Below are 24,743 nucleotides of genomic sequence, written 5' to 3'. Positions count from 1 at the left end.
GCTCATGCGCATCGGCAAGCTAGAACTGATTCGCTTCGGCAAGTTCACGGATCGCGTCATCGAATTTCCGGCGGCGCCGCAGGATTTTCACTTCATCGTCGGACCGAACGAGGCGGGCAAGTCGACCATCAAGACGGCGATTGCCGAATTGCTGTTCGGCATTCCGCAGCGCTCGCCGCTCGCGTTCGTGCATCCGCAGAGCGATCTGCAACTCGGCGCAACGCTGCAACTGAACGACGAGACGCTCGCGTTTCATCGCACCAAGAGCCGCAAGGCGTCGCTTGCCAAACCCAATGGCGACGCGCTCGCCACCGATGCGCTCGCGCCCTTCATCGGCACGGCGGACAAGAGCTTCTTCGAGCAGATGTACTGTCTCGGCCACGAAGGATTGATTGCGGGCGGACGAAGCATTCTCGATGCATCGAGCGATGTCGGGCAGGTGCTGTTTCAATCGGCTGCGGGCATTGCGAGTCTTGGCGCCGTGCGACAACGCCTGGCCGAGGAAGCGGACGCGCTCTGGGCCAAGCGCAAGTCAGGCGACCGCGCGTATTACATCGGCCTCAAGCAATTCGAGGAAGCCACGAGCGAATTAAAGATGGCAAGCGTGCGCACGACGCAATGGCGCAAGACATATACGGCGGTCGATGAAGCCGAGGAGCGCGGCCGCGCGCTCGAAACGCGTCGCGCGGAACTCGAAGCGAAACGCGGCAAGTTGGAGCGGATTCGCCGCGTCGCGCCGTATTTGAACGTGTGGCGCGAGAAGGCGGCCGAGCTCGCGGAACTCGGCGAAGTCACCGATCTTCCCGCCGACGCCGAAGCTGTTTTGCAAAGCGCGCTGACACGGCTTGCATCGGCGCAAACCGCGCACGAGCTGCACGCGAAGGCGACGGCGCAACGTCAGGCGGAGCTGAACGAAATCCGCATCGACCACGCGTTGCTCGCGCTGGAAACCCGGATACGCGCGCTCGACACCACGCGTCATCGGTGCGCGCATCACGCGACCGACATCGCGCGACTCGAACACGATGTCGGCGCGCGCTTGCGCCAAGTCGCGCAGGATTGCGCGGAACTCGGCTGGCCGCAAAACGAAGCGGGCGCGCGTCAGGCGCTGCCCGGACAGCTTGCGTTGCAGACGGTCACGAGCCTGATGCGCGAACGCGGCACGTTGGAGACGGCGGCGCGCAATGCGGCGCGCTCGGTCGATGAAACGCTCGCCCAGATCGGGACATTGAAGGCGCGACTTGGCGGCATCGCCGAGGGCGAGGTCTCGCAGGAGTTGCGTCGCGCGCTGCGGCAGGCGCAGAAGTATCGCGAAACGGGCACGGCGCAAGACCGTCTCGGCGACGCGCGCCGCGAAGCCGCGCATGCGCTCGAAGCGGGCCTTGCATCGCTTGGCCAATGGTCGCGGCCAATTGCCGAACTGCAAGCGATGAACTTGCCGTCGATCGAGCGTATCGCCATCTTGCGCAACGAGCGGCAGGAGTTCGCGCTTCGGCTGACGCGCGCCGCCGATCGCATGAACGAAGCGCACGACGCGCTGCACGCCACGCAAGCCGAACTCGCCGATTTCACGCAGACGCATGATGTCGTCACGGGCGATCAGGTTCGCGGTGCTCGCAAGACGCGCGATACCGCGTGGCACGCGCTCAAGAGTGGCGCGACGCCGCTCGATTCGGGCGCGCCGCTTTTCGAGACGGCGATGCACACCGCCGATGACCTTGCGGACCGCAGACTCGATTCCATCGGACAAGCCACGCAGTTCAGCGCGTTGCAGCGGCGCGTGGCGGTCGATCAGGAAACGCTCGCACGAAGGCAACGCAGCGCGGACGAAGCCGCAAAAGCGCTCGCGGACGTCGATGCGGCGTGGCACGCGCTCGCATCGCACAGTCAAATTGCGGAGATGGCGCTCGACGACGTCCCTTCATGGCTCACGCGTCGCGAGCACGTAATCGAGGCGGCGCGCACGCTTGCCCGGCGCGCGGAAGAGTTCGAGCGCGAAAGCGCCGAAGCGGCCACGCGCCATGAAGACCTCGCGCGGCATTTGCCGTTGGCGGAAGCCACCGCCGACTTTGACGCGCTCTGCGATGCCGCCGAAGCGCATATCGGCGCTATCGACGAAGCGGTGATCGAGCGGCGTCATATCGTCGGGCAACTCGACGAAGCGCAAGCGGAACTGGTCACGCGGCAGAACACGGCCAAGGCCGCTGCGCTTGCCTTCGAGCGATGGCAAGCCGAATGGTCGCAAGCCGCGGCGAAAGCGGGCGTGGCGGCTGCGGCGGACTCGCAGGCGGCGGCCGAATTGGCCATTGGTATCGTCCACAAGATCGGCGAACAGCTCGTGCAGATCGACGCCATTCGCCACGGACAGATCGACGCCATGCGCGCGGCGCTCGCCTCGTTCGAGTCCGATGCAAGGCAGCTCGCGCTTGAACTCGATGGCACGAACCATGTGCGTGAGCCCGGCGCAATCGCGGCCGAACTCTCGGCGCGGCTCGATACCGCGTGCGCGGCGCGTGCCGATGCCGAGCGTCTGAAGAAGGAACTGGCATCGGCGAGCGAGCAGGTGAGCCGCGCCGAGGCGGGCGTCGAGGAAGCGAAGTCGGCGCTGCGTCCGCTTTACGAGCGGGCCCGCGTGGACAGCGCGGAGTTGCTCGCGCCGCTCATCGGCAAATCGCAGAAGAAGCGCGCGTTGCTCACCGCGATCGATGCCGCGCGCGATGCGCTGATCAAAGGTGGCGACGGCCTCGCGCTCGACGTTCTGATCGCGGAAGTGGAGGGCGCGGACCTGTCCGGTCTGCACGGCGAACTGTCGCTGATCGGCGCGGCGCTCGGCGATTCCGTGAAGGCATCGAGCGAACTGGCGACGGAGCTCGATGCCGCGCGCCGCGAACTCAACGCGATCTCCGGCGAAGGCAACGCCGCGCGCGCCGAAGCGAAGCGGCAGGAAGCGCTATCCGTCATGGCCGATGCCGCCGAGCGCTTCGTCAAGGTGGAGACGGCATCGACGCTCCTGAAGTGGGCGATCGACCGATACCGCGAACGCCGTCAAGGCCCGATGCTCACGCGCGCAAGCACGATTTTCTCGGAGCTCACGCTCGGCGCGTTCTCGCGGCTCGCCGTGGATTACGACCGCCAGCCGATGGCGCTCGCCGCCATTCGCGAGAGCGGCGAACACGTCGAGATCACCGGCATGAGCGAAGGCACGCGCGATCAGCTTTATCTCGCGCTGCGTCTGGCTGCGTTGGAGGAGCATGCCGAGAAGGCGTCGCCGCTACCGTTCGTGGCCGACGATCTCTTCATCAATTTCGACGACGGCCGCGCGCGCGCCGGCCTGCGCGTCTTGAGCGCAATCGCGATGCACACGCAGGTGATTTTTTTGAGCCATCACGATCATCTCGTGGACATGGTGCGCGAAGTGTTCGGACCGAAGGTCAACGTGCACTTCATGCGCTAGGCGGTTTCACTCGCACGCGCGTACCGAGCCGCGAGCTTTCGGAAGTCGTCCGCGAATTCGTCGCGCAGCGTTTGCGGCGCGAGAATCTCGACGCCCGCGCCGAGCGCGCGCAGCCACCAGCGCAGCTTGAGGCTCGGCGTCACCGTGCCGGTCACCTTCATGCGGCCGTCGGGCAGCATGTCGATGTGCTGATCTTTCGACATCGGCGACTCGCGTAGCTGGTTGCCCGAACTGCCTTCGAACGCGAGTTCGAGGCGCACGGGCGGCTCGGGCAGAAAGTCGAAGACCTGCTGCGTCTCGATGTACTTGCGCAGCTTGAAGTCTTCGGGATACGTGAAGGACTCGCCCGACTCGGACACCGAACGAATGCGGTCCAGCCTGTACAGCGCGCGCACCCATTCCTTTTCGCCTTTTTCCGGGCGCGGCGCACGGCCCGGGTCCTGCGCGACCATGTACATCACGCCAGCGGATTCGACGAGCGCGAGCGGCCAGAGCGTCCTGGTTTTTGGCGCGTCGCCTTGCTCGCCTTTGTACGCGGCGCGGTACTGCACGAGCAGTTCGCGCTCGAAGAAAGTCGCTGTCGCCACGGCCTGAAAGATGTCCGGACGCAGCTTTGGACGAATCAGCGTGAAGGCGCCATCGACGGAATCGATCTTGTCCGCCCACGCGCGGTAGATGCGGCTGTCCGCCTTTTCCTGCGAGAGCCGCGCTTCGGCTGCCTTGAAGAGCGGGTCGATGTCGCGCGTGACCGCGTTCGGCAGCTTGTTGCCGGCAAAGCGCTGCAGGATGTGAAACGCCACGGCTTCCGATGCGCTCATCAAGCCGACGCCTTCCTGCAGACCATGCAGCCACGGTTTGCGTTGCCAGAGCAGTTCGCGGCCGTTTTGCATCGACATGACGCGCGATTCGGCTTCGAGCGCGGTGAGATGCCGCTGCACTTTCTTCGTGTATCCAACGCGATGCCCGCGCTCTTCGAGACGACGGCGAATTTCGGGTGTGGAGAGCCACGCGAGCGCGTCGCGTTCGGTTGGCAGCACGCGGAGAATGGCTTCGTCGAGGCTCGAGGTCATGACGGTGCGTTGGGTTGGAAGCGGAGAGGTTTGATTATAGGCAGCATTGGGACAGAGGATGTCTCGAACGGTCGAGCGCTGTTTAGGATTGTTCTAGTGACGTTTCGCGCGGCGAGCGGAAAGAATGCCCACGGTTAAACGAGCGTCGAGGAGCATTCAGAAGCATGAGCAAACGAGAGCAAGCCAACGAGGAGCTTTTACAGAAGCTCAAGGGCCGGACAACACATGCCATCCAGCGGTATTTCTTCTCGCACGGCGTGTGCGTGAGCCGGTTGGACATTCATCGCGCGATGCGGCTGCCGGAACACGAACCGACTTTTCTCGCGCTGAGACCTTCGTTTGCGCAGGTCAACGAAGCGATCGGTTTGCTGGGCGATATCGGATCGTTGTCGCTTCCGTCGAAGGAAAAGTCGATGCGCGCGGTGTACGAGATCGAAGCGCGGTTGCAAGAGCGGCACGGCGCCGTCGACGGATTGGATGCGGCGCTCGCGCGACTCGATGTGGCCATGCGTTCGGTGCCAGCCCAGCCAAAGCTCTGGCCTCATGCGGCGTGGGGCCTGTTATTGCTGACGATGGCTTACATCGAGTGGCCATTCGCGCTCGCCGGACTGATCGTGTTCGGCGCCGGACTTGGCAAGCACTTGAAGTACAAGCGGCGCCGTGCAGACGCGGATCGCGCTGTGAGCGAGGCCAACGCGAATTTTGAATCGGTAGCGGCGCTTGAGTTGACGCCAAGGGTCGAATTGCTCGAACGATGAAGACTGGTGCTGATGCGAAGCCAGCGACGAAAGGAAAGGGCCGCGCTAAGCGCGGCCCTTCGATTTCTTTGGTAGGCCGTACGGGATTCGAACCTGTGACCAACGGATTAAAAGTCCGCTGCTCTACCAGCTGAGCTAACGACCCAAAGAGGCGAAATTATAATCGGCCGTTTCGGATTCTGTCAAGGCAGCGCGGGCTGCGCGCGCATCGACGAAACAAAGAAAAACGCCCGCGGCGCAACGGCCCGCGGGCATTCGTCTCGAGAGGCGCGAAACCCGAAAGCTTCGCTCGATGCTTCGATGCTTCTTGTCACTTCACCTGCGACATCTTGCTCTGCGCCGACTGTGCGACTTCAGTGCCGGAATACTGCGAGATGATCTGCTGCAGCGTCTGTTTAGCAGCCGCTTTCTGACCCTGTTCGATCTGGTTATTCGCGATTGCGAGCAACGCCTCAGGCGCTCGCGGATGCGTTGGGTACGTCTTCACCAGATTCTGCCAGACCCCAGTCGATCCCTTGTAGTCGCGCTGCGCATACAGCGCGTTGCCGAGCCAGTACTGCGCGGTCGGCTGATACGGGCTCTGCGGATACTTCGAGACGAATGCCTTGAACGAAGTCGCGGCATTCTTGTAGTCACCGTTGCGGAACTCGGTCGATGCCGCGTTGAACGCTTCCGTCTCGCCAGGTTGCACGGCGCCCGATACGCCGTCGATAGTCTGCTGCTGCGGCTCGAACTTCTTCAAGCGCGTATCGAGGTCGGCGTAATAGTCTTTCTGCTGCTTCTGCAGCGTGGCAACCTGATTGCCCAGATCCTCGTTCTGCCCTCGAAGCGTCGCGACCTGCTGATTAAGCTGATCGATACGATTCGACTGATCGAGGATCGTGCGCTGCGCGGCGGACAACTGGTTGCCCAGACTGTCCGTCTTCGTGCGCAGATCGAGTACGGCCTTGCGCGCTTCGTTGTCGTCGAAGACGCCAGCGTGCGCGGGCACGGCAAGCATCGTCGAACCTGCGACGCACGCGGCTGCGGCAAGGCGCAGCAAGGAAAAGCGATACAACATAGGGCAACTCACCCGTGACTAAGTTACGTTACGTGGACTACTGCTATTGCTGCTGTTATTGCTGGTAGGCAAGATCCGCACGACGGTTCTGTGCGTACGACGAATCGTCGTGACCCGTCGCCATCGGCTTTTCCTTGCCGAGGCTCACGGCTTCCATTTGCGAATCGGCAACGCCCATCAACGACATGGCGCGACGCACGGCTTCCGCACGCTTCTGACCAAGCGCCAGGTTGTACTCGCTCGTGCCGCGCTCGTCGGTGTTGCCTTGAATCAGGACGTGACGTTCCGGGTGGCTCTTCAGGTACGTCGAGTGTTGTTGCAGCAGCGGCTGATAGTCGTCCTTCACGGCGTAGCTGTCGAAGTCGAAGAAGATGCTGCGCTTGGCGAGCGGGCTGTTCGGGTCGTTCAGCGGGTCGATGTTGACCTGCTTGACGTCCGTCGGGTTCGGCTGCGTGCCGACCGAGCCCTTGTTCGCGCCTTCATCGAGCTTCACGCCCGAGTGACAAGCTGCCAATGCGCCGACCATCGCAACTGCCAGGCCGATACGAAGTTTCGACATCATGGTACCTCTCCTTGTGTTGTAGCTGAACGTTGTATTTGAACGTGTTTGCTGAACTTACTGCATGAACGGACCCCAGGACGGCTCGCGCACCACACCGCCCTGTACGGACAAGACTTGCCGCGTACGACCATCGGTCGATACGGCTGCCAACACGCCACGTCCGTTCACTTGGGTGGCGTAGAGGATGTACTGACCATTCGCCGCGAAGCTTGGCGATTCGTCATGCGTCGTGTCGGTCAGCCCCGTCGCCGTGCCGGACCCGAGGTCCTGCAAATACAGCTTGAAGCCGCCACCGGTGCGCGAAATGTACGCGAGTTGCTTGCCGTCCGGACTCACGCGCGGGCTTGTGTTGTAGCTGCCCGTAAACGTGACCCGCTGGGCCGCGCCGGCGTTTTCACCCGCCGCCGGCATCTTGTAGATCTGCGGTTGGCCGCCGCGATCGCTCGTAAAGTAAATGGAGTTGCCATCGGGCGAGAAGGCCGGCTCGGTATCGATGGAACTGCCTTGTGTCAGACGACGCAGGCCAGAGCCGTCCGCGTTGACTTCGAAAACCTGCGTATTGCCGGTGCGCGACAAGGCCACGGCCAGCTTGCTGCCGTCAGGCGACCACGCCGGCGCACTGTTGTTGCCCTTCTGATTCGATACGACCACGCGCCGCCCGGTCGGCAGATCGTGGATGTAGACCACCGGCTTTTTCTTTTCGAACGACACGTAGGCGACCTTCGTGCCGTCCGGCGACCATGCCGGCGAAATGATTGGCTCCGGGCTGGAAAGGGCGATCTTCGCGTCCTGACCGTCCGAGTCCGAAATCTGCAATTGGTAGCGTCCGCCCGTCTGAATGACGTAGGACAGACGGGTTGCGAACACGCCGCGGCCACCGAGCAACTTGGCGTAGATGTAGTCCGCGATCTTGTGTGCGCTCATGCGCAGGCCGCTTTCGGCGGAAACGAGCGACAAACCGCCGAGGTTCTGCTGCTTGACCGTGTCGTAGAGACGGAAGCGCACTTCGTACTGGCCGTTCGGCAGCTTGTTGACGCTTCCCGATACGAACGCGTCCGCGCCCTTGGCTTTCCATGCGCCGAGATCGACGGAATCGGTCTCGGAAACCGGCGTGCCGCCCGCGTCGATATTCGTGAATTTGCCGCTTCTCTGCAGGTCCTGACGAATGATCGCGCTGACCTGTTGCGGTGAGCTGCCCTCATTGGCGAAGTTGGCCGTGGCGATCGGAAACTGGGTAGAACCGACGCCAGTCACGAGCACGTTCAACTGGGCATGTGCGGCGGTACCGGCGGCGATCAGACAGGATGCGACCAGCGTTTTCAAGCCAAGCTTCTTCATCAAACTCATGCTGTATTCGTTCCAGAAAAATGCGTTTTCAAGTGACCCGAGACTGCAGAAACAGACCCCCGATTGCACGATTCGTTCCCGTGCGGCAACGGTCTCGCGCTTTGCAGTGATCCCGCGCAATCAACTGCCAGCCGGGCGCAGCGTGATCGTAAATGACCCTGGCGCCTGGTCGTTAATATCCTTCGGCATGGGATCGGAGCGCTGCACCGCGCGCAACGCGGCAGCGTCCCACTGCTCGTTGCCGCTCGACCGCGTAATGGTCGCCGAAAGCAGCGTGCCCGAAGGCGCGCAGCGCACCGACACGACCGTTTCCAGCCCGGACGTTTCGCCCGACCAGATGATATTCGGCCGCACGCGACGCTGCACCTTCTCGGCATAGCCCGCCGACGCCGCGTTGCCGCCCGCGCCCTTGCCGGTGCCACCCTTGGCCAGCCCTTCGCCGCTCGAATTCGTGCCGCCGCCGAGCTGCCCTTGCAGCTGCGCGAGGCGCGACTTGCGTTCGGCATCGACCTTCGCCTTCGCTTCCGCATCCGCCTTGGCTTTTGCCTGCGCCGCGGCCTTGGCCTTGGCTTGCGCATCGGCTTTTGCCTTGGCTTCGGCATCGGTCTTCGCCTTGGCTTCCTTCTGTTCCTGAAGCTGCTCGGCCTTTTGCGCTTCGGCTTGTTGCTGCTGACGCGCCTTGTCCTGTTGCAGCTTCGCTTGCTGTTGCTTTTGCAGGTCGGCCTGACGTTGCTGTTCGATCTGCTTCTGCTTGTCCTGCATGGCCTTCTGCGCGGCGGCCGCCGCGGCGGCTTGAGCGGCGACTTGCTGCTGGCGCTTCGTTTCGGCTTCCTGCTGCGCCAATTCCTGCTGGCGGCGCTGCTCGGCCAATTGTGCATCGCGTGCGGCGGCTTCCTGCTTACGCTTCTTTTCCTGCAGCGCGATGTCCGCGTCCTCGTCCTTCGCGGGCGGCGGCGCAGGCTGCGGCTTCACGGCCACGGGCGGCGGGGGCGCGACGCGCGGCGTGGGAGCAGGCGTGTCGGGAATCTCGGTCCACAGTTCCGCCTCGGCTCCGGCGGGGGTGTTGTTCTGCCAGTTGATGCCGTGATATAGCAACCAGCCAAGCAGCAAGTGCATGACGGCGGCGAGCGCGAAAGCGCGGCCCGTACCGCGTTCGCGCGGCGGGCGGATGGGTCGCGCTGATGAGCCGCGCGTCTGCCGGTTCTGCAAAAGGGTCATTGCGATTTGACGAGCAATCCGACGCGCTTCACGCCGCGCGCCTTCATATCGGACATCACGTTCATGACGACTTCATACTTCACGGTCTTGTCCGCCGCGATGACGACGGGTTGATCCGGATGCGACTCCTGACGATTCAGCACGAACGTGTTCAGGTCGTCCTTGGTCATTCTCTGCTCTTGCGTCGCGCCGCCTTCTTCCTTGTAGCGCACGTTCATGCTGCCGTCGGCCTTGATGTTGATGACGAGCGGCGGCTGCTGTTCCTGCGGCTGCGCGTTGCCGACGGTCGGCAAGTTGATGATCGAAGGCGACACGAGCGGCGCCGTCACCATGAAGATGACGAGCAACACGAGCATCACGTCGATATACGGCACGACATTGATGTCGGCCATGGCGCGGCGCGAACTGCCGCGCATGCTGGAACGGGACGAGCCTGCCATCGTGACTCCTTAGTGCGCCTGACGCTGCAAGATGTTCGAGAACTCTTCGATGAAGGTCTCGAAGCGGATTGCCAGACGGTCGATATCGTGAGCGTAGCGGTTGTAAGCGACCACGGCGGGAATTGCGGCGAAGAGGCCGATCGCGGTCGCGACGAGCGCTTCGGCAATGCCGGGCGCCACGTTGGCGAGCGTCGCCTGCTGTACGTTTGCGAGGCCGCGGAACGAATTCATGATGCCCCAGACCGTGCCGAACAAACCGATATACGGACTGACCGAGCCGACCGATGCAAGAAACGCGAGATTCGCTTCGAGCACGTCCATTTCACGCTGAAAGGCAGCCCGCATGGCGCGGCGCGAACCGTCGAGAATCGCGCCCGGATCGGTGATGCGGCGCTCCTTGCCCTTCAAGAACTCGCGCATGCCCGATTCGAAGATACGCTCGAGCGCGCCGATGGTGTGACGGTTGTTCGCCGCGCTTTGATACAGCGCCTGCAGGTCGCCGCCGGACCAGAAATCGCGTTCGAAACGCTCGGTTTGCGCGCGCGCGCGCCGAATGGCGAACCACTTGCGGAAGATGAAAGTCCACGACAGCAGCGAGAGCAGAAGCAGCAGGGCCATGACGGCCTGCGCGAGCAGGCTCGCATGAATGACGAGAGATACGATCGACAAGTCTTGTGTGTTGTTCATAAAAGTCCGCTGCTTCCACCTGCTATTAGCTGCTATTTACGTCCGGAAAAGGGGCTTCCGGTCAAAGGCGCGTCAGGCTTTCGTGACCGCGACATCAATAAAACGAAAGCCGCCTCGTGGCCGGCTCTTGCTCGTGAAGCGTTCAAACCGGGTGCGCGCGACGCTCGTCCGCGGCAAGCACGACCTGCCCGGCATGAGGACCGCGCCTCAATCCTTCGAGAACTCGTTCGGGAATACCGGCAGGGCGAATCGTTGCGCGATCCACCGAAGCGACGCGAATATCGCCGCTTGCAAGAAGAACCGCGTCACGCCACGCTTCCTGATGAAAATCCACCGATGCGCGCCCGAGCCGCGCGATACGGCTCACGATGCGAATGGAGTCGTCCAGGCGCGCGGGAGCCGAATAATCGACGGATGTTCTTCTCACGACGAACACGATGCCGGCCGATTCGGCCAGCCGCTGCTGGTCGATACCGCACGCGCGCAGCCATTCGGTGCGCGCACGCTCGAAGAACTTCAGGTAGTTCGCGTAGAAGACAATGCCGCCCGCGTCGGTGTCCTCGTAGTACACCCGAATCGGCCATTCGAAATTCAACGAATCACTCACCTTTGCGCCGCCCCGCTCGCGCGGAGGCTTTTGGACCCGCTCCGGCTCGCTTTTTGACAAATAAACATCCGCGGCATTTTACCGGAAGCGGAAGTTGGGCCACCAAATACAGTCGATTCCTCTTACGAGCCGCGGTGTATTTGCAACGGTCCGAAGGTTTGGGCCACGGGCATGAGTTCGATCGTGTTGATATTCACGTGCGCGGGGCGCGTCGCAATCCAGTAGATGGCGTCGGCGATATCCTCGGCGGTGAGCGGCTGCACGTCTTTGTAGACGGCGCTGGCCTTGTCGTCGTCGCCCTTGAAGCGCACGTTGGAGAACTCGGTGCCGCCGCACAGGCCCGGCTCGATATCCGTCACGCGCAACGCGGTTCCGGCAAGGTCGGCGCGCAGGTTCAGGCTGAATTGCCGCACGAACGCCTTGGTCGCGCCGTACACGTTGCCGCCCGGATACGGGTAGGACGCCGCGACCGAACCTAGGTTGAACACGTGACCGCGATTGCGCGCAACCATGCCGGGGAGGACGGCATGCGTGACATCGACGAGTCCCATGCAGTTGGTGTCGATCATGTTCTTCCAGTCGTCGAGATTCGCGCGTTGTGCCGGTTCGAGGCCGAGCGCGAGGCCCGCGTTATTGACCAGCACGTCGATCTGGGCGAACGATTCGGGCAGCGAGGCGATGGCGCTCTTGATGGCGTTGCTGTCGCGCACGTCGAGTTCGACTGGCAAGAGCGAGTCGCCGAGTTCCTTCGATAGCGCGGCGAGCCGGTCTTTGCGGCGCGCGGCCGCGACGACGCGATGGCCGCCCTTGACGAAAGTGCGGGCAATGGCTGCGCCGAAGCCGGCAGAGGCGCCGGTGACGAATACGATCATGAGCGGGCTCCGGAAAGTGGGGGTTGGGCTGTACCGGAGCGCGCGCGGACACACGACCGGCAACGGCGCACAGAGTACTTCCAATGATGCGATGCGGCAAGCAACTGCAAACCCGAACGATCGTGCGTTTCAAGCGTTTCGCAGACGCTCGCCAAGTTGCCTAAACCCGGCCGCACCATTACACTACAACGCTCAAACCCCGCGTGACTGGCGATAGAATCTTCGGATTCAAGGTGGAACGACCCACTAGGAAGCGCGGAGTGTCGTTTTGCCGTTCGCCTGGGCAGCTGAGATCCGCGCGCCGTCGCTGCGTTGCCGGTGGCTGTCCGTTCCGCGAACCCGGATTCTTCCCTCATCCGTCGCGTGTGGACCCGTCTGGCGTCCTGCGTCTTCCTTGCGTTTTGCGTTCGTGCTTCGAACGCATCGTCACGCGCGATCCGGTCAACCTGTTTTGATCTCACGGAAAACGTATGTTTGACAGAGCCGAAAGTACCCTCGCCAAGGTCGATCCCGAACTGCTCAAAGCGATCGAGCAGGAAAATCGCCGTCAGGAAGATCACATCGAGCTGATCGCCTCGGAAAACTACACGAGCCCGGCCGTCATGGCCGCGCAAGGCTCGCAACTCACCAACAAATACGCCGAAGGCTATCCCGGCAAGCGCTACTACGGCGGTTGCGAATACGTGGATATCGTCGAGCAACTCGCAATCGACCGCGTCAAGCAACTGTTCGGCGCCGAAGCCGCGAACGTGCAGCCGAACTCCGGTTCGCAGGCCAACCAGGGCGTGTTCTTCGCCGTGCTGAAGCCGGGCGACACGATCATGGGCATGAGCCTCGCCGAAGGCGGCCACCTGACGCACGGTTCGCCCGTCAACATGTCGGGCAAGTGGTTCAACGTCGTGAGCTACGGCCTGAACGAAGCCGAAGACATCGACTACGAAAAGACCGAAGCGCTCGCCAAGGAGCACAAGCCGAAGCTGATCGTCGCGGGCGCGTCGGCGTTCGCGCTGCGTATCGATTTCGAGCGCCTGTCGCAAATCGCGAAGAGTGTCGGCGCTTACTTCATGGTCGACATGGCGCATTACGCGGGTCTCGTCGCGGCAGGCGTCTATCCGAATCCCGTTCCGCACGCGGACTTCGTGACCACGACCACGCACAAGAGCCTGCGCGGGCCGCGCGGCGGCGTGATCCTCATGAAGGCCGAATTCGAGAAGCAGATCAACTCGGCCATTTTCCCGGGCATTCAGGGCGGTCCGCTCATGCACGTGATCGCGGCGAAGGCCGTCGCGTTCAAGGAAGCGCTGACGCCGGAGTTCAAGACGTACCAGCAGCAAGTGGTCGATAACGCGCGCGTGCTGGCCGAAACGCTCGTCAAGCGCGGTCTGCGTATCGTCTCGGGCCGCACGGAAAGCCACGTCATGCTGGTCGATCTGCGCGCGAAGAAGATCACCGGCAAGGCGGCCGAAGCCGCGCTCGGCGCCGCGCACATCACGGTCAACAAGAACGCCATTCCGAACGATCCGGAAAAGCCGTTCGTCACGAGCGGCGTGCGTCTCGGTTCGCCCGCCATGACCACGCGCGGTTTCGGCGTGAAGGAAGCGGAGCAGGTTGGCAATTTGATTGCGGACGTGCTCGACGCACCGGAAGACCAGGCGAACCTCGAGCGCGTGCGCGCTCAAGTGACCGAGCTGACCAAGCGTTTCCCGGTCTACCGCTGATATTCGAACCGAGCCAGGAACCAAGCCCCGATGCGCTGCCCCTTCTGCCGACACGAAGACACCCAGGTCGTGGATTCTCGCGTGTCGGAGGACGGCGCAGCCATCCGGCGGCGGCGACGCTGTCCATCCTGCGACAAGCGTTTCACCACGTATGAGCGCGTCGAACTGGCGCTGCCGTCGGTCGTGAAGAAAGACGGCAGCCGCACCGAGTTCGATCGCCGCAAGATCGTCGCGAGCATGAAGCTGGCGCTGCGCAAGCGGCCGGTTGCGGCGGACGCCATCGAGGCAGCCGTCGCGCGCATCGAATATCAATTGCTTGGCAGCGGCGAGCGAGAAGTGCAGAGCGAACGTCTCGGCGAACTCGTGATGAACGAGTTGCGGCAGCTCGACACCATCGCTTATGTACGGTTTGCGTCGGTCTACAAGCGTTTCGAAGACGTGTCCGAGTTCGAGGACGTGCTCGAGGAATTCCGCCGCGCCGCGCCCAAGAAGACCACTTCCCGCAAGCGCTGATCGCGCGTCTGTACCGAGCATCTTTCCCCCAGTCGATCTTTTGCCCTCGGGCAGTGTGCCCCGTGCGAATGCGCGTGAACACTCGTCCATTCGGCTAATGGCGGCGCGCATTCCTTATCGCTAGATTGAGCACTCGTTCAACTCGTCGATAAGGCATGCAGATGAGCCGCTTCTCGAATTCCGGTTTCACACTCGTCGAACTTTGCGTGGTGCTTGCCGTGACGGCGATCCTCGCGACTTTCGCCACGCCTTCGTTTCTCTCCTGGCAGGCACGCGATCAGATCGATGCCCGCGCGCGCTCGCTTTTCTCGACGCTTTCGCTCGCGCGGGCCGAATCGCTCAAACGCGGCGCGCGCGTCACGCTATGCCGCGTCGATGCGAGCCGGCATTGTCTCGCGGCGGGCAAGGCTTGCGACGCGGGTATCGCGGACTGGTCGTGCGGCTGGGGTCTGTTCGTCGATAAAGACGGCGCGCTGACGCTCTTGCGCTTGCAGCCGGCGATGACATCGGTCGCCATTGCGGGCGCATCGACGGATCTTTCGTTCACGCCGCCGATGGGCCAAGTGATCGGCGGCTTCCGTAGCTTCGATTTCGGCCCGCGCAGCGCGGATGCCAACGCGAATGCGTCGTCGCGGCGCTGCATTCGACTGGCTGCGGGCGGGCGTGCACGCATGACTCAAGGCGCTTGCGGAGCATCGGCATGAACGCGCGATCGGTCATGCCGAGCGTCAGGCGCGGCGGGCGCACTCGTTCCGTTCGCCCGCGCGGCGATTCGCTGATCGAGGTGATGATCGCCCTGTCGATCGCGGCGGTCACGGCGCTCGGACTCGTCGCCATGCAAAGCGGGCTGGCAAAAGCCGAACGAACGGCGCTGTTGAGCGAACGCGCGGCACTGATTGCCGACTCCATCGGCGAGGCAACGCGTGGCAGCGCGGATAGCTCGGCCATGTTGTCGAGGTGGCGGGCGAGGGCGGCTGCTTTGCTGCCCGATGGAGACATCGCCATCTCGGATCGCGGCAACGGCGTGCAGGTCGCAACCGTCAGCTGGCATGTCGCGGAAGGCGCGGAGCCTTGTCCCGAACCGCAGGTGCGACCGCACACGTCATGCATCGCGATAGCCTTTGCACGATGAACACGCGGCTCATTCATTCACGCGGCCACACACTGCTCGAGCTTTCGATTGCGCTTGCGCTCGGGCTGTTGATCCTGGCCGCGTCGCTGTCGGTTTATCGCGCTCAGCGTGCGGGCTTCGAACGTGCCGCCGATGCCGCGCACATTCACGATGCCGGCGTCGGCGCGCTCGATCTCGTCGCTCAACAAGTGCAGATGGCCGGATTTTCGGCCGCGGGCGCGACCGACGCGCCGCTCTTCGGCTGTTCGCAGGCGCGCGTGACCGGCGCGGAGACGTCGGCGTCGTGCGAGTCGCTCGCGAGTCACTCGGACGGTCTGCAGGTCCGCTACGCGGCCGACACGGTTTCGACGTGGCCATCGACGAGCGGCACGCCTACGGACTGCATCGGCCAGACGGTTTCGGATGCGTTCGTCTTCAACCGCTATTACGCAAAGCCCAGCACGTCGAGCGGCGAGCCGGAGCTTTATTGCGAGGGCGGGGGTCGTCAGGCGCAACCGCTGGTCGAGGGTGTCGAACGGATGCGTGTCGTCTACTGGATCGCGGGTGCGCCGGCCGCGCTCGACGCGTCGGCCATCGCGCGCGAACGCTGGCCGGATGTCTACGCCGCCGAGGTCTGCGTGCTCGTGCGTGGCGCGGCGATTCAGGCGAAACGTCGGGCGAACTATGTCGATTGCGATGGCGCACCAGCCGTCAGCGATGACGGACGCACGCGCATGGCCTTCTGGCGCACGGTTGGCATACGCAACGCGCGAGGCGCGTCATGAGGCGGCGCGCGCGTTCGCGCGGCACGGTGCTGCCTATCGTCCTCTTGCTCGCCGCGATGATGCTCGTGACCGCCAGCGCCTGGCTGCAAGCCTCGCTCGTCGCGACCCGCACGGCCGTGTCGGCGCGCGAGCGGATGCAGGCGTTCCATGCGGCAGACAGCGCGTTGGTCCGCTGCGTTCGCATGATTGCCGATGCGCCCGTCGTGACGAGTTCGGGTGCGCAGGAGCCCGTGGGCTGGCGCAGCAAGGCGTCGTTCGAAGGAGCGTCGGCCGTCGCCATCGAGCCGTTTGGCGACTGGCCGTATGCGCGCCGCGCGCCGCAATGTCTGATCGAGGCTTGGTCGCATACGGACCAGGCGGTGGCGGTGACGTCGTATCTTGTGACGGCGCGTGGCTTCGGCGCATCGCCCGAGACCGAGGCGTGGCTGCAATCAAGAATCGATGGCGCGACCCGACATTGGCGGCGCGTCGTAGCGAAGCCGTTTTGAGGACGAACCATGAAGGACAAGGGCTTTACGCTGCTGGAATTGATCATCGCGCTCTGCATCGTGGCGATCATCGCGACGTTCGCGGTGCCTGCGTATCGGCAGCACGTGGCGAAGGCGCATCGGCTCGATGCGGCGGCGGCGTCGATGCGCGCCGTGCAATACATCGAAAGTACGCGGCTCGCGCAGTCGGCGACGGATGCAGTGACGCTTTCCGCCGGCATGGATCAGGCGCCATCGAGCGGTGCGCCGGTTTATCGGCTCGCGGTGCTGCCGGAATCGGCGACGAATGGCGGATACAGCATCGAGGCGACGCCAGTCGCAAATGGTCCGATGCAGGACGATTCTTGCGGCGTATTCATCGTCGACGCGACGGGCGTGCGGTCGAACCGCACGACGGGATCAGCGGCGACTGCACTGGATACCGCGCAGTCCACCGCTTGTTGGGGAGGGAAAAATTAAACGTTCAGAAGACCGTCGGGTCGATGGCTTCGGTAGTGGCTTCGGTATGCGGGGCTTTCATCTGTTGCCAGATGCGCCAGCCTTCCCAGGCAACCAAACCCAGACCGCCCCACTTGAGCGCGGGCTTGGCACCACGCACCACGGCGGTCCGCACAGGCTTGGTCAGCACGAGCGACGCCACCGAGCCGATGATTGGATACTGCTTGAAGAGCAGGCCGAGGTTGCTGCCCTTGCCGCCAAGCATCGAGCTGACCGAAGCCAGAATGCCGCCGATGCCGCCACCCGATGCACCGCGCTTCGGCGTGCGCCGGGTGCCGCCGCCAGGCATCAGAAAGCGCAGGAAACTGAAGTGCGTGATCGACGTGCGCAGATCGTGTGTGGCCTGCTGAAGCTCCATGCGTTCGACATCGGCGCGCGCGATCAGCAGTTCCTTGCGCAGCGCGCGCATGTGCGGCGTGCGCAGCGCCTTGGCGTTGTCACGCTTGGGCGGCTTGAAGGTATCGTCTTTTTTGCTCATGGTCGGACTGCCCGTGTGAGTTCAGTGGAACGTGTCGCGGTCCTTGCGGAATTCGGCGAGCGTGTCGTCAAACATGTTCGGCGCGTCGAGCAGCGTGCTGCGCGCACGCAGTCCGCATGCGATGGCAATCAGCGCATAAACGAGCGTGATGCCGCCAAGCGCCTGCCAGCGATACGTGTCCCAGAAGAATATGGCGATGAGCACGGTGAGGGAGATCAGCGCCATCATTGCCAGCATCATGGCGGCGAGACCGAGAAACAGTACGCCGATAAGCCGCTCCTTCTCTTCCTGAAGCTCGATACCGATGAGTTCAAGGCGCGTCTCGAAGATGGCGAAGGCAGAACTGATGATTCGTCGCAACGGTCCGGGGGACGATTGCTGCGGTGGCCGTTCGGTCGTCATGGCTTGGGTGCGAGAAGCGCGTTGGGTGCCGCTTTGATATTGTCCCGGTCGCCGCACGAGGCGGCGTTCCGGCGCGAGAGTCGATCCGCGCGCCCCGAGCGGGCGTTGGCGGTTCGGTCCTTTCTTGATGATGGACCGTGACTGTTACGAACATAGCAATCACCGGGCCATTGTCGAGGAGCGTGGGGAAGTGCTGCTTATTTGCGGTTGATGAGAAGCCCGATCACCGTGCCGAGGCCTGCCGCAATACCAATGGATGCCCACGGGTGTTCGTGGACGTAATCGTCCGTGGCGCGCGCGGCTTTTCTGCCTCGTTCGATCACGACGACTTGTGCATCGGCGGCTTTCTCCTTCGCTTGCTTCAGTCGAGCGAGCGCGCTCTCGCGCAGTTCGGAAGCGCGTTCGCCCGTGGCGCTGGCGGCTTGCTTGAGAAGATCTTCGGCGTCAGCGAGAACGGTTTTGATGTCCGACATGAATCGCTCCTTATTGATTTCTGACATTAAAGGCTCCAATCGGTGAGGCTACCTGATTCGCAGCTAGAGATGCGATTGCTGACGAGCAGGCTGGAACCTGCAACACAGACTCCTTGCAGGTTTCATTCCACTCGATGCTAATCAAAGGAAATTGCCGCAGCCTTGTCAAACTCTCGACATCACTGACGGTGGGAGCCGATCTGACCCGTAAAAGTTTCAGCAAACTGATCGAAAGTTACAAAGAGGATCGATCAGTTCGAGTCGCACCATACGCCTTTCAGAAAAAAGCCTGAATTCCGGTTTGCGCGCGTCCGAGAATAAGCGCGTGGATATCGTGGGTGCCTTCGTAGGTATTCACCACTTCGAGATTGACGAGGTGACGCGCCACGCCGAATTCGTCCGAAATGCCGTTGCCGCCCAGCATGTCGCGCGCGACCCGGGCGATGTCGAGCGCCTTACCGCACGAATTGCGCTTCATGATCGAGGTGATCTCGACCGCTGCCGTGCCTTCGTCCTTCATGCGCCCGAGTCGCAGCACGCCTTGCAGACCTAGCGTGATTTCCGTCTGCATATCGGCAAGTTTCTTTTGGATCAACTGGTTTGCCGCAAGCGGACGACCGAACTGCTTGCGATCCAGCGTGTATTGCCGCGCCATATGCCAGCAGGCTTCGGCGGCGCCGAGCGCGCCCCACGAGATGCCGTAGCGCGCCGAGTTCAGACAGGTGAACGGCCCTTTGAGCCCGCGAACTTCCGGAAACAGGTTTTCTTCCGGCACGAACACTTCGTCCATCACGATCTCGCCGGTGATCGACGCGCGCAATCCAACCTTGCCGTGAATGGCTGGCGCGGACAGTCCTTTCCAGCCCTTTTCGAGGATGAAGCCGCGAATCTCATCGCGTCCGTTTTCCTCCAGCTTCGCCCAGACGACGAACACATCCGCGATAGGCGAGTTCGAGATCCACATCTTCGAGCCCGAAAGCGAATAGCCGTTCTGCACTTTCTTCGCGCGCGTCGTCATGCTGGCGGGATCGGAACCGGCGTTCGGCTCGGTGAGCCCGAAGCAGCCGATCCACTCGCCGCGCGCGAGCTTCGGCAGATACTTTTCCTTTTGCGCGTCGCTGCCGAAAGCGTGAATCGGCACCATTACGAGCGACGATTGCACCGACATCATCGAGCGATAGCCGGAATCCACGCGTTCCACTTCGCGCGCAATCAGGCCGTAGCTCACGTAATTGAGGCCCGGTCCGCCGTATTGTTCGGGGATGGTCGGGCCGAGCAGACCGAGCTCGCCCATTTCGCGAAAGATCGACGGATCGGTCGTTTCCTCGCGAAACGCCTGCGTCACGCGCGGCAGCAGCTTGTCCTGCGCGTAGGCGCGCGCGGCGTCGCGGACCATGCGTTCTTCTTCGTTGAGTTGCTGATCCAGCAAGAGCGGGTCTTCCCAGTTGAAGCGAGCGGCGTCGGCCATATGCGTCTCCTCCCATGCAGTGTCGATTGAAAAGCGCCTCGCTCCGGCGCTTGACTTACGTTCCGCTTAGCGGAACAATGTTTTGCAAATTACCTTCGAGTTTAGCACCCGATGTCTGCTGCTTTCAAACGTGGTTCTGGGCGTGAAACCGACGGCGGATCTCGCCGGAAAGCCGAACGTGCACCTTATGGCAGAACCGAAGACGCATTAGCCGGCGACTCCAAAGGCGCTTCTAGTCGCGAATCTATCCGCGCTTCAGGCCGTGAATCGAGCCGCGAGTCCGGCCGTGAATCCATCCACGAATTCGGGCGTGTGGATGAGCGTAATCCCGGACACGCGTCCAAACGCGCTTCAAACCACGAGTCCGACCGCCACTCCCACCTGTCGCCCAACGCATCCGACGATCGCAAGTTCGTCGTCGCCCTCGCACGCGGTCTCGATATGTTGCGCGCATTTCGCCCTGGCGAGACGCTTCTCGGCAATCGCGATTTCGTCGTGCGCACGGGATTGCCCAAGGCGACGGTCAATCGTCTGGCCTACACGCTGACCACGCTCGGTTACCTGCGTTTCGACGATGCCGCCGGCAAGTACGCGCTCGACACGGGCGTGCTCTCGCTCGGCTTCTCGCTATTGGCGGGCGCGGACACACTGGAACTCGCCCGGCCACATATGCGCGCGCTGGCGCGTGAGATCGGCGCGGCGGTATCGCTCGGCTGTCGCGATGGCCTCGACATGATCTATCTGGAAACCATTCGTAGCGAAACCGCGCTCACGCTCGGCCTCGCGCCCGGATCGCGTCTGTCGATGCTCACGAGTTCCATGGGACGCGCCTATCTCGCCGTGCTCGACGCCGATGAGCGCGCGGCCTTGCTAAAAGAATTGCGGGAACGGGAAGGCGCCGAACGAGTGGCTTCGGCGCAGCGCGCGATCGAAGATTTCGCGCGCGACGGCTGCTGCTATTCATTCCGTGAATGGCACGACGACGTCAACGCGATTGCCGCGCCGTTTCGCGACGTGCGCAATGGGCGCTGGCTGGTGTTGAGCAGCAGCGGGCCGGCGTCGTCGATGGATGAGGGTTATTTCCGCGAGTCGATTGCGCCGAAGCTAAGGGCGTTGGCGGGACGGCTCGCCTGAAGGACCGCTCGATTGGGCTGCTCGCGGCATCGTGAAGCAGCCGTGCTCGAAGCGTCGCCGGGCGGCGAGGGTCGCGCGCGATTGCGCAGTCGCCGCAGCTTGAGCTCATCGACCGCACGCAACCTCAAAGCATCGTGCGCACATGCCAAAGCTCCGGAAACAGCACCACGTCCAGCATCTTGCGCAGATACGAAGCGCCCGCCGTGCCGCCCGTTCCTTGCTTGAAGCCGATGATGCGCTCCACCGTCGTCACATGCCGAAAGCGCCATTGCCGGAAGGCGTCTTCCAGATCGACGAGTTCCTCCGCCATCTCATAGAGCTCCCAGTAGCGTGACGGATCGCGATACACCGCGAGCCACGCCGCTTCGACCGACGCGTCGTGCGTCGTGGGCTGGGTCCAGTCGCGCTGCAGTCTTTCGGGCGCGATCTGGAAGCCACGTCGCGCGAGCAGTCGGATCACTTCGTCGTAGAACGAAGGCGCTTCGAGCGTCTGTCGCACCTGCGCGAGAATCTCCGGCCGATGCGCATGCGGCTTCAGCATCTGCTCATTCTTGTTGCCGAGCATGAACTCGATCTGCCGATACTGATGCGACTGAAACCCGGATGACGCACCGAGATACGGCCGCATCGCGGTGTATTCGGAAGGCGTCATGGTCGCGAGGACGTTCCACGCCTGCACCAATTGCTCGAAGATGCGCGACACGCGCGCGAGCATCTTGAAGGCGGATGGCAGGGCGTCGGTATGAACCGCTTGGAGGGCGGCGTGCAGTTCGTAGAGCGCGAGCTTCATCCAGAGTTCGCTCGTCTGGTGCTGCACGATGAACAGCATCTCGTTGTGATCCGGCGAGCGCGGATGCTGCGCGGTCAGAATCGAATCGAGGCCGAGATAGTCGCCGTAGCTCATCGAATCGGAGAAATCGAGCTTGGCTTCGTGCCAGCCTGATTCTGCCGGTTGCACCGCCCGTGCCGCATCGGCTGCACCGTGGCCGAACGGACATCCGCCGCCTTTAACCTCATTCATGGCCGTCACCTCTCAAGTCACCGAAGCGCGTTCGCCAAACTCCGGCGCACGCCAGCTTTCGGTCGCGAGCACATCGCGCAGGGTTTCAACCGCGTCCCAGACATCGACGAAACGCGTGTAAAGCGGCGTGAAGCCGAAGCGCAAAATACGCGGCTCGCGATAATCGCCGATCACGCCACGCGCGATCAGCGCCTGCATCACCTCATAGCCGTTCGGATGCTCGAAGCTCACTTGCGAGCCGCGTCGCGCATGTTCGCGCGGCGTCGCGAGCGTCAGCGGAAACTCGCCGCAACGCGCTTCCACCAGCTCGATGAACAGATTGCCAAGCGCAAGCGACTTGCGCCGCAAGGTCTGCATATCCGTTTGCAGGAATACATCGAGCCCGCACTCGACGAGCGACATCGAGACGATAGGCTGCGTGCCGCACAGATATCGACCGATACCATCGTCCGGGCGATACACCGGGTCCATCGCGAACGGTTTCTTGTGCCCCCACCAGCCCGAGAGCGGCTGCGAGAATGTGTCCTGATGACGCTTGGGCACCCACACGAACGCAGGCGAACCCGGTCCGCCGTTCAGATACTTATACGTGCAGCCGACGGCATAGTCTGCGCCGACGCCGTTCAGATCGACCGGCACCGCGCCTGCCGAATGCGCCAGGTCCCAGACCGCGATTGCGCCCGCGCGATGAATCGTCTCGGTGAGCGCGGCCATGTCGTGCATGTAGCCGGTGCGGTAGTTCACGTGCGTGATCATCGCGATGGCGGTGTGTTCGTCGATGGCGGCAGGCAGTTCGGACGCGTCATCGACGAGACGCAGTTCATAGCCGCGATCGAGCTGCTCGATCAGACCCTGCGCGATATACAGGTCGCTCGGAAAGTTCGAACGTTCGGAGACGATCACGCGACGTTTAGGGTCGCGCTCGTTCGCGAGCTTGAGCGCCGCGGAAAGGATCTTGAAGAGATTGGCCGAGATCGTGTCGTTCACCACGACTTCATCCTCGCCCGCGCCGATGAGCGGAGCCAGCTTGTTGCCGAGCCGTCGCGGCAGCGCGTACCAGCCGGCGGTGTTCCAACTGCGGATCAGCCCTTCGCCCCATTCTTCGGCGATCACGCCGGCCGCGCGCGCGGCAGCCGCTTTGGGCGGCACGCCGAGCGAGTTGCCATCCAGATAGATCACGTCGTTCGCAAGCACGAATTGATCGCGCAGGGCATTCAGCGGGTCGTCGCGGTCGAGTGCGGCGGCGTCGTCACGGTTTTTCATCGAAAAGTCCAATTGTTCAGGGAAGATCGGGCGATCAGGAAAGCGGGCGCAGGACGGCGCGCACCGGGCTCGCATCGAGCGTCGAAAATTTGAGCGGCAGCGCGATGAGTTCGTAGTCGCCGGGCGCGACGGCATCGAGCACGAGGCCTTCGAGAATCGCCATGCCGTGCGCGCGAATCCGGCGATGCGCGTCCATCGTCTTCGATTCCTGCGGATCGAGCGATGGCGTGTCGATACCGATGAGCTTCACGCCACGCGCCGCCAATAGATCAATGGTCGCGGGCGCGACGGCACAAAATGCGCTGTCCCAAGTGTCGAGCGGCGCACTCGCGTAGGTACGCAGGAGGATGCGCGGCGGGGCGTTGTCATCGTCGAGAAAATCGGCGATATGTTCTGGCAAAACGAGCGGCGCCGCGCCAATGCAATTCACGACCCGGCAAGCGCCGAGATACGTGTCGAGCGGCACCTCGCCAATAGCCGCGCCGTGTTCGTCGTAATGCAGCGGGGAATCGGCATGAGCGCCGGTGTGCGGCGAAAGCGTGAAACGCGCCACGTTCACGGGCGAGCCCGCTTCCATGCGCCAGACGCGTTCGATACCAACGGGCGTATCGCCCGGCCAGACCGGCGTGTCGGTGGAAATCGGCGGAGAAATATCGAGAAGCGTCATGTCGGCTAACAGAAAGCGCTGGGATGCGTCAAATCATAGCCGTGCTATCTCGAAATGTGATTGCAAAAAAACTACCCAAAAACGTTGGGGCTAGAACATAATTCGATGAAACGGGCTAGGGGACTAAAAAATGACCGGATTCACGCTCGATGCAACAGATTGCCGAATTCTGGCGGTACTGCAGGAAGATGGACGGATCAGTAACCTGGACCTTGCGGAGCGCATCGCGCTCTCGCCTTCGGCGTGTTTGCGCCGCATGCGCCTGCTCGAAGAAGAGGGCGTGATTGCGAGCTATCGCGCGTGTCTGGACCGTGAGCGGCTGGGCATCGAGCTCGAAGCCTTCGTGCACGTCTCCATGCGCAACGACCAGGAAAACTGGCACGAGAAATTCGCGGCGGCCGTGCGCGAATGGCCGGAAGTGGTGGGCGCGTTCGTCGTCACGGGCGACACGCATTACGTGTTGCGCGTGCTCGCGCACAACCTCAAGCACTACTCGGATTTCATTCTGAGCAAGCTGTACAAGGCGCCGGGCGTTATCGACATTCGCTCGAATATCGTCTTGCAAACCATGAAGGACGATGCAGGCGTGCCCGTCGCGCTGATCGAACAACCGGCGCGGCCAAGCAGCCCGCCTTGAGCCTCAGGCGTT

General features: G+C 62.9%; 27 protein-coding genes, 1 tRNA gene and 1 riboswitch. Of the genes, 11 read left to right on the top strand and 17 right to left on the bottom strand.

The annotated features are described in order from the left end of the window. Window positions 1-4 precede the first annotated feature (4 nt). A complete protein-coding gene (locus NCR40_RS11055; protein ID WP_250509468.1) occupies window positions 5-3,454 on the top strand; it encodes an ATP-binding protein in 3,450 nt (1,149 codons plus the stop codon). On the opposite strand, the gene NCR40_RS11050 is transcribed toward NCR40_RS11055, so the two are convergent. Then, window positions 3,451-4,524, bottom strand: a complete 1,074-nt coding sequence (locus tag NCR40_RS11050; protein ID WP_244826198.1) for a helix-turn-helix transcriptional regulator — start codon at window positions 4,522-4,524, stop codon at window positions 3,451-3,453. The genes NCR40_RS11055 and NCR40_RS11050 overlap by 4 nt on opposite strands. A 164-nt stretch (window positions 4,525-4,688) precedes the next feature. Here NCR40_RS11050 and NCR40_RS11045 point away from each other — a divergent pair, with 164 nt between their 5' ends. Beyond that, window positions 4,689-5,282, top strand: coding sequence for a hypothetical protein (locus tag NCR40_RS11045; protein WP_250509467.1), 594 nt, complete (start codon window positions 4,689-4,691; stop codon window positions 5,280-5,282). Window positions 5,283-5,351: 69 nt separating this feature from the next. Here NCR40_RS11045 and NCR40_RS11040 read toward each other — a convergent pair. The 9 genes from NCR40_RS11040 to ydfG form a co-directional block, all read right to left on the bottom strand. Beyond that, window positions 5,352-5,427 (bottom strand) — tRNA-Lys (locus NCR40_RS11040). A 165-nt stretch (window positions 5,428-5,592) separates the two neighbouring features. Beyond that, on the bottom strand, window positions 5,593-6,342 hold the full coding sequence (gene ybgF, locus NCR40_RS11035) for a tol-pal system protein YbgF (RefSeq protein ID WP_250465601.1): 750 nt from the start codon (window positions 6,340-6,342) through the stop codon (window positions 5,593-5,595). A 55-nt stretch (window positions 6,343-6,397) separates the two neighbouring features. Further along, window positions 6,398-6,904, bottom strand: coding sequence for a peptidoglycan-associated lipoprotein Pal (gene pal, locus NCR40_RS11030; protein WP_244826195.1), 507 nt, complete (start codon window positions 6,902-6,904; stop codon window positions 6,398-6,400). Window positions 6,905-6,958: 54 nt separating this feature from the next. Beyond that, window positions 6,959-8,251 (bottom strand): Tol-Pal system beta propeller repeat protein TolB, encoded by a 1,293-nt coding sequence (tolB, locus tag NCR40_RS11025; protein WP_244826194.1) that lies wholly within the window; start codon window positions 8,249-8,251, stop codon window positions 6,959-6,961. Between the two features lie 120 nt (window positions 8,252-8,371). Continuing rightward, on the bottom strand, window positions 8,372-9,469 hold the full coding sequence (tolA, locus tag NCR40_RS11020) for a cell envelope integrity protein TolA (protein WP_250509466.1): 1,098 nt from the start codon (window positions 9,467-9,469) through the stop codon (window positions 8,372-8,374). After that, window positions 9,466-9,909 carry a protein TolR gene (tolR, locus tag NCR40_RS11015; RefSeq protein WP_244826192.1) on the bottom strand — a complete coding sequence of 148 codons (444 nt, stop codon included), beginning with the start codon at window positions 9,907-9,909 and terminating at the stop codon, window positions 9,466-9,468. The genes tolA and tolR overlap by 4 nt, the downstream gene beginning before the upstream one ends. Before the next feature lie 9 nt (window positions 9,910-9,918). Beyond that, window positions 9,919-10,596 carry a protein TolQ gene (gene tolQ, locus NCR40_RS11010; RefSeq protein WP_016346195.1) on the bottom strand — a complete coding sequence of 226 codons (678 nt, stop codon included), beginning with the start codon at window positions 10,594-10,596 and terminating at the stop codon, window positions 9,919-9,921. Window positions 10,597-10,738: 142 nt separating this feature from the next. Continuing rightward, window positions 10,739-11,191, bottom strand: a complete 453-nt coding sequence (gene ybgC / locus NCR40_RS11005; protein WP_250465599.1) for a tol-pal system-associated acyl-CoA thioesterase — start codon at window positions 11,189-11,191, stop codon at window positions 10,739-10,741. Between the two features lie 134 nt (window positions 11,192-11,325). Continuing rightward, a complete protein-coding gene (gene ydfG, locus NCR40_RS11000) occupies window positions 11,326-12,075 on the bottom strand; it encodes a bifunctional NADP-dependent 3-hydroxy acid dehydrogenase/3-hydroxypropionate dehydrogenase YdfG (RefSeq protein WP_250509465.1) in 750 nt (249 codons plus the stop codon). Window positions 12,076-12,268: 193 nt separating this feature from the next. Beyond that, a riboswitch (ZMP/ZTP riboswitch) is annotated at window positions 12,269-12,367 on the top strand. Between the two features lie 178 nt (window positions 12,368-12,545). Here ydfG and glyA point away from each other — a divergent pair. The 7 genes from glyA to NCR40_RS10965 all read left to right on the top strand — a co-directional run bounded on the left by glyA (window position 12,546) and on the right by NCR40_RS10965 (window position 17,149). Further along, window positions 12,546-13,793 carry a serine hydroxymethyltransferase gene (glyA, locus tag NCR40_RS10995; protein WP_250465596.1) on the top strand — a complete coding sequence of 416 codons (1,248 nt, stop codon included), beginning with the start codon at window positions 12,546-12,548 and terminating at the stop codon, window positions 13,791-13,793. A 30-nt stretch (window positions 13,794-13,823) separates the two neighbouring features. Then, window positions 13,824-14,306, top strand: coding sequence for a transcriptional regulator NrdR (gene nrdR / locus NCR40_RS10990; protein WP_250465595.1), 483 nt, complete (start codon window positions 13,824-13,826; stop codon window positions 14,304-14,306). A 155-nt stretch (window positions 14,307-14,461) separates the two neighbouring features. Then, complete coding sequence (locus NCR40_RS10985) at window positions 14,462-15,010, top strand: GspH/FimT family pseudopilin (RefSeq protein WP_250509464.1); 549 nt, start codon at window positions 14,462-14,464, stop codon at window positions 15,008-15,010. Continuing rightward, window positions 15,007-15,438, top strand: coding sequence for a type IV pilus modification PilV family protein (locus NCR40_RS10980; RefSeq protein WP_250509463.1), 432 nt, complete (start codon window positions 15,007-15,009; stop codon window positions 15,436-15,438). The genes NCR40_RS10985 and NCR40_RS10980 overlap by 4 nt, the downstream gene beginning before the upstream one ends. Continuing rightward, window positions 15,411-16,202: a PilW family protein gene (locus NCR40_RS10975; protein WP_250509462.1), complete on the top strand. Its 792-nt coding sequence runs from the start codon at window positions 15,411-15,413 to the stop codon at window positions 16,200-16,202. The genes NCR40_RS10980 and NCR40_RS10975 overlap by 28 nt, the downstream gene beginning before the upstream one ends. Continuing rightward, the gene (locus tag NCR40_RS10970; RefSeq protein WP_250509461.1) at window positions 16,199-16,690 is read left to right on the top strand and encodes a pilus assembly PilX family protein; all 492 of its coding nucleotides are present in this window, start codon (window positions 16,199-16,201) and stop codon (window positions 16,688-16,690) included. Before NCR40_RS10975 ends, NCR40_RS10970 begins: the two co-directional genes overlap by 4 nt. 9 nt (window positions 16,691-16,699) lie before the next feature. Continuing rightward, complete coding sequence (locus tag NCR40_RS10965; protein ID WP_244826184.1) at window positions 16,700-17,149, top strand: type IV pilin protein; 450 nt, start codon at window positions 16,700-16,702, stop codon at window positions 17,147-17,149. Between the two features lie 4 nt (window positions 17,150-17,153). On the opposite strand, the gene NCR40_RS10960 is transcribed toward NCR40_RS10965, so the two are convergent. From NCR40_RS10960 to NCR40_RS10945, 4 genes are all read right to left on the bottom strand, one after another. Further along, window positions 17,154-17,666 (bottom strand): DUF3318 domain-containing protein, encoded by a 513-nt coding sequence (locus tag NCR40_RS10960; RefSeq protein WP_250509460.1) that lies wholly within the window; start codon window positions 17,664-17,666, stop codon window positions 17,154-17,156. Between the two features lie 21 nt (window positions 17,667-17,687). Then, window positions 17,688-18,068, bottom strand: coding sequence for a phage holin family protein (locus NCR40_RS10955; protein WP_244826182.1), 381 nt, complete (start codon window positions 18,066-18,068; stop codon window positions 17,688-17,690). A 197-nt stretch (window positions 18,069-18,265) separates the two neighbouring features. Further along, window positions 18,266-18,568, bottom strand: a complete 303-nt coding sequence (locus NCR40_RS10950; RefSeq protein ID WP_244826181.1) for an ElaB/YgaM/YqjD family protein — start codon at window positions 18,566-18,568, stop codon at window positions 18,266-18,268. A 250-nt stretch (window positions 18,569-18,818) separates the two neighbouring features. Continuing rightward, window positions 18,819-20,009 (bottom strand): acyl-CoA dehydrogenase, encoded by a 1,191-nt coding sequence (locus tag NCR40_RS10945; protein ID WP_250509459.1) that lies wholly within the window; start codon window positions 20,007-20,009, stop codon window positions 18,819-18,821. 381 nt (window positions 20,010-20,390) lie between these two features. On the opposite strand from NCR40_RS10945, the gene NCR40_RS10940 reads away from it, so the two are divergent. Continuing rightward, window positions 20,391-21,143 (top strand): IclR family transcriptional regulator, encoded by a 753-nt coding sequence (locus NCR40_RS10940; protein WP_250509517.1) that lies wholly within the window; start codon window positions 20,391-20,393, stop codon window positions 21,141-21,143. 124 nt (window positions 21,144-21,267) lie between these two features. On the opposite strand, the gene kynA is transcribed toward NCR40_RS10940, so the two are convergent. The 3 genes from kynA to kynB are packed head-to-tail and all read right to left on the bottom strand — an operon-like array spanning window position 21,268 to window position 24,094. After that, window positions 21,268-22,164: a tryptophan 2,3-dioxygenase gene (gene kynA / locus NCR40_RS10935; RefSeq protein WP_250509458.1), complete on the bottom strand. Its 897-nt coding sequence runs from the start codon at window positions 22,162-22,164 to the stop codon at window positions 21,268-21,270. Between the two features lie 12 nt (window positions 22,165-22,176). Further along, window positions 22,177-23,427, bottom strand: a complete 1,251-nt coding sequence (gene kynU / locus NCR40_RS10930) for a kynureninase (protein WP_250509457.1) — start codon at window positions 23,425-23,427, stop codon at window positions 22,177-22,179. 34 nt (window positions 23,428-23,461) lie between these two features. Beyond that, entirely contained in the window at window positions 23,462-24,094 is a 633-nt protein-coding gene (gene kynB / locus NCR40_RS10925) for an arylformamidase (RefSeq protein ID WP_250509456.1), read from the bottom strand. A 130-nt stretch (window positions 24,095-24,224) separates the two neighbouring features. On the opposite strand from kynB, the gene NCR40_RS10920 reads away from it, so the two are divergent. Further along, entirely contained in the window at window positions 24,225-24,731 is a 507-nt protein-coding gene (locus NCR40_RS10920) for an Lrp/AsnC family transcriptional regulator (RefSeq protein ID WP_244826176.1), read from the top strand. Window positions 24,732-24,743: the final 12 nt, after the last annotated feature.

Source organism: Caballeronia sp. GACF4, from assembly GCF_023631025.1.
Taxonomy (GTDB): domain Bacteria; phylum Pseudomonadota; class Gammaproteobacteria; order Burkholderiales; family Burkholderiaceae; genus Caballeronia.
The sequence above is the reverse complement of the archived record's forward strand: the minus strand, read 5'-3'. Positions and strand labels throughout refer to the sequence as shown.

Excerpts from the sequence above, each read along its gene's own strand:
- NCR40_RS11055 (WP_250509468.1), top strand. The coding sequence starts at position 5 with ATGCGCATCGGCAAGCTAGAACTGATTCGCTTCGGCAAGTTCACGGAT.
- NCR40_RS11050 (WP_244826198.1), bottom strand. The coding sequence starts at position 4,524 with ATGACCTCGAGCCTCGACGAAGCCATTCTCCGCGTGCTGCCAACCGAA.
- NCR40_RS11045 (WP_250509467.1), top strand. The coding sequence starts at position 4,689 with ATGAGCAAACGAGAGCAAGCCAACGAGGAGCTTTTACAGAAGCTCAAG.
- ybgF (WP_250465601.1), bottom strand. The coding sequence starts at position 6,342 with ATGTTGTATCGCTTTTCCTTGCTGCGCCTTGCCGCAGCCGCGTGCGTC.
- pal (WP_244826195.1), bottom strand. The coding sequence starts at position 6,904 with ATGATGTCGAAACTTCGTATCGGCCTGGCAGTTGCGATGGTCGGCGCA.
- tolB (WP_244826194.1), bottom strand. The coding sequence starts at position 8,251 with ATGAGTTTGATGAAGAAGCTTGGCTTGAAAACGCTGGTCGCATCCTGT.
- tolA (WP_250509466.1), bottom strand. The coding sequence starts at position 9,469 with ATGACCCTTTTGCAGAACCGGCAGACGCGCGGCTCATCAGCGCGACCC.
- tolR (WP_244826192.1), bottom strand. The coding sequence starts at position 9,909 with ATGGCAGGCTCGTCCCGTTCCAGCATGCGCGGCAGTTCGCGCCGCGCC.
- tolQ (WP_016346195.1), bottom strand. The coding sequence starts at position 10,596 with ATGAACAACACACAAGACTTGTCGATCGTATCTCTCGTCATTCATGCG.
- ydfG (WP_250509465.1), bottom strand. The coding sequence starts at position 12,075 with ATGATCGTATTCGTCACCGGCGCCTCTGCCGGCTTCGGCGCAGCCATT.
- glyA (WP_250465596.1), top strand. The coding sequence starts at position 12,546 with ATGTTTGACAGAGCCGAAAGTACCCTCGCCAAGGTCGATCCCGAACTG.
- nrdR (WP_250465595.1), top strand. The coding sequence starts at position 13,824 with ATGCGCTGCCCCTTCTGCCGACACGAAGACACCCAGGTCGTGGATTCT.
- NCR40_RS10985 (WP_250509464.1), top strand. The coding sequence starts at position 14,462 with ATGCAGATGAGCCGCTTCTCGAATTCCGGTTTCACACTCGTCGAACTT.
- NCR40_RS10980 (WP_250509463.1), top strand. The coding sequence starts at position 15,007 with ATGAACGCGCGATCGGTCATGCCGAGCGTCAGGCGCGGCGGGCGCACT.
- NCR40_RS10975 (WP_250509462.1), top strand. The coding sequence starts at position 15,411 with ATGCATCGCGATAGCCTTTGCACGATGAACACGCGGCTCATTCATTCA.
- NCR40_RS10970 (WP_250509461.1), top strand. The coding sequence starts at position 16,199 with ATGAGGCGGCGCGCGCGTTCGCGCGGCACGGTGCTGCCTATCGTCCTC.
- NCR40_RS10965 (WP_244826184.1), top strand. The coding sequence starts at position 16,700 with ATGAAGGACAAGGGCTTTACGCTGCTGGAATTGATCATCGCGCTCTGC.
- NCR40_RS10960 (WP_250509460.1), bottom strand. The coding sequence starts at position 17,666 with ATGAGCAAAAAAGACGATACCTTCAAGCCGCCCAAGCGTGACAACGCC.
- NCR40_RS10955 (WP_244826182.1), bottom strand. The coding sequence starts at position 18,068 with ATGACGACCGAACGGCCACCGCAGCAATCGTCCCCCGGACCGTTGCGA.
- NCR40_RS10950 (WP_244826181.1), bottom strand. The coding sequence starts at position 18,568 with ATGTCAGAAATCAATAAGGAGCGATTCATGTCGGACATCAAAACCGTT.
- NCR40_RS10945 (WP_250509459.1), bottom strand. The coding sequence starts at position 20,009 with ATGGCCGACGCCGCTCGCTTCAACTGGGAAGACCCGCTCTTGCTGGAT.
- kynA (WP_250509458.1), bottom strand. The coding sequence starts at position 22,164 with ATGAATGAGGTTAAAGGCGGCGGATGTCCGTTCGGCCACGGTGCAGCC.
- kynU (WP_250509457.1), bottom strand. The coding sequence starts at position 23,427 with ATGAAAAACCGTGACGACGCCGCCGCACTCGACCGCGACGACCCGCTG.
- kynB (WP_250509456.1), bottom strand. The coding sequence starts at position 24,094 with ATGACGCTTCTCGATATTTCTCCGCCGATTTCCACCGACACGCCGGTC.
- NCR40_RS10920 (WP_244826176.1), top strand. The coding sequence starts at position 24,225 with ATGACCGGATTCACGCTCGATGCAACAGATTGCCGAATTCTGGCGGTA.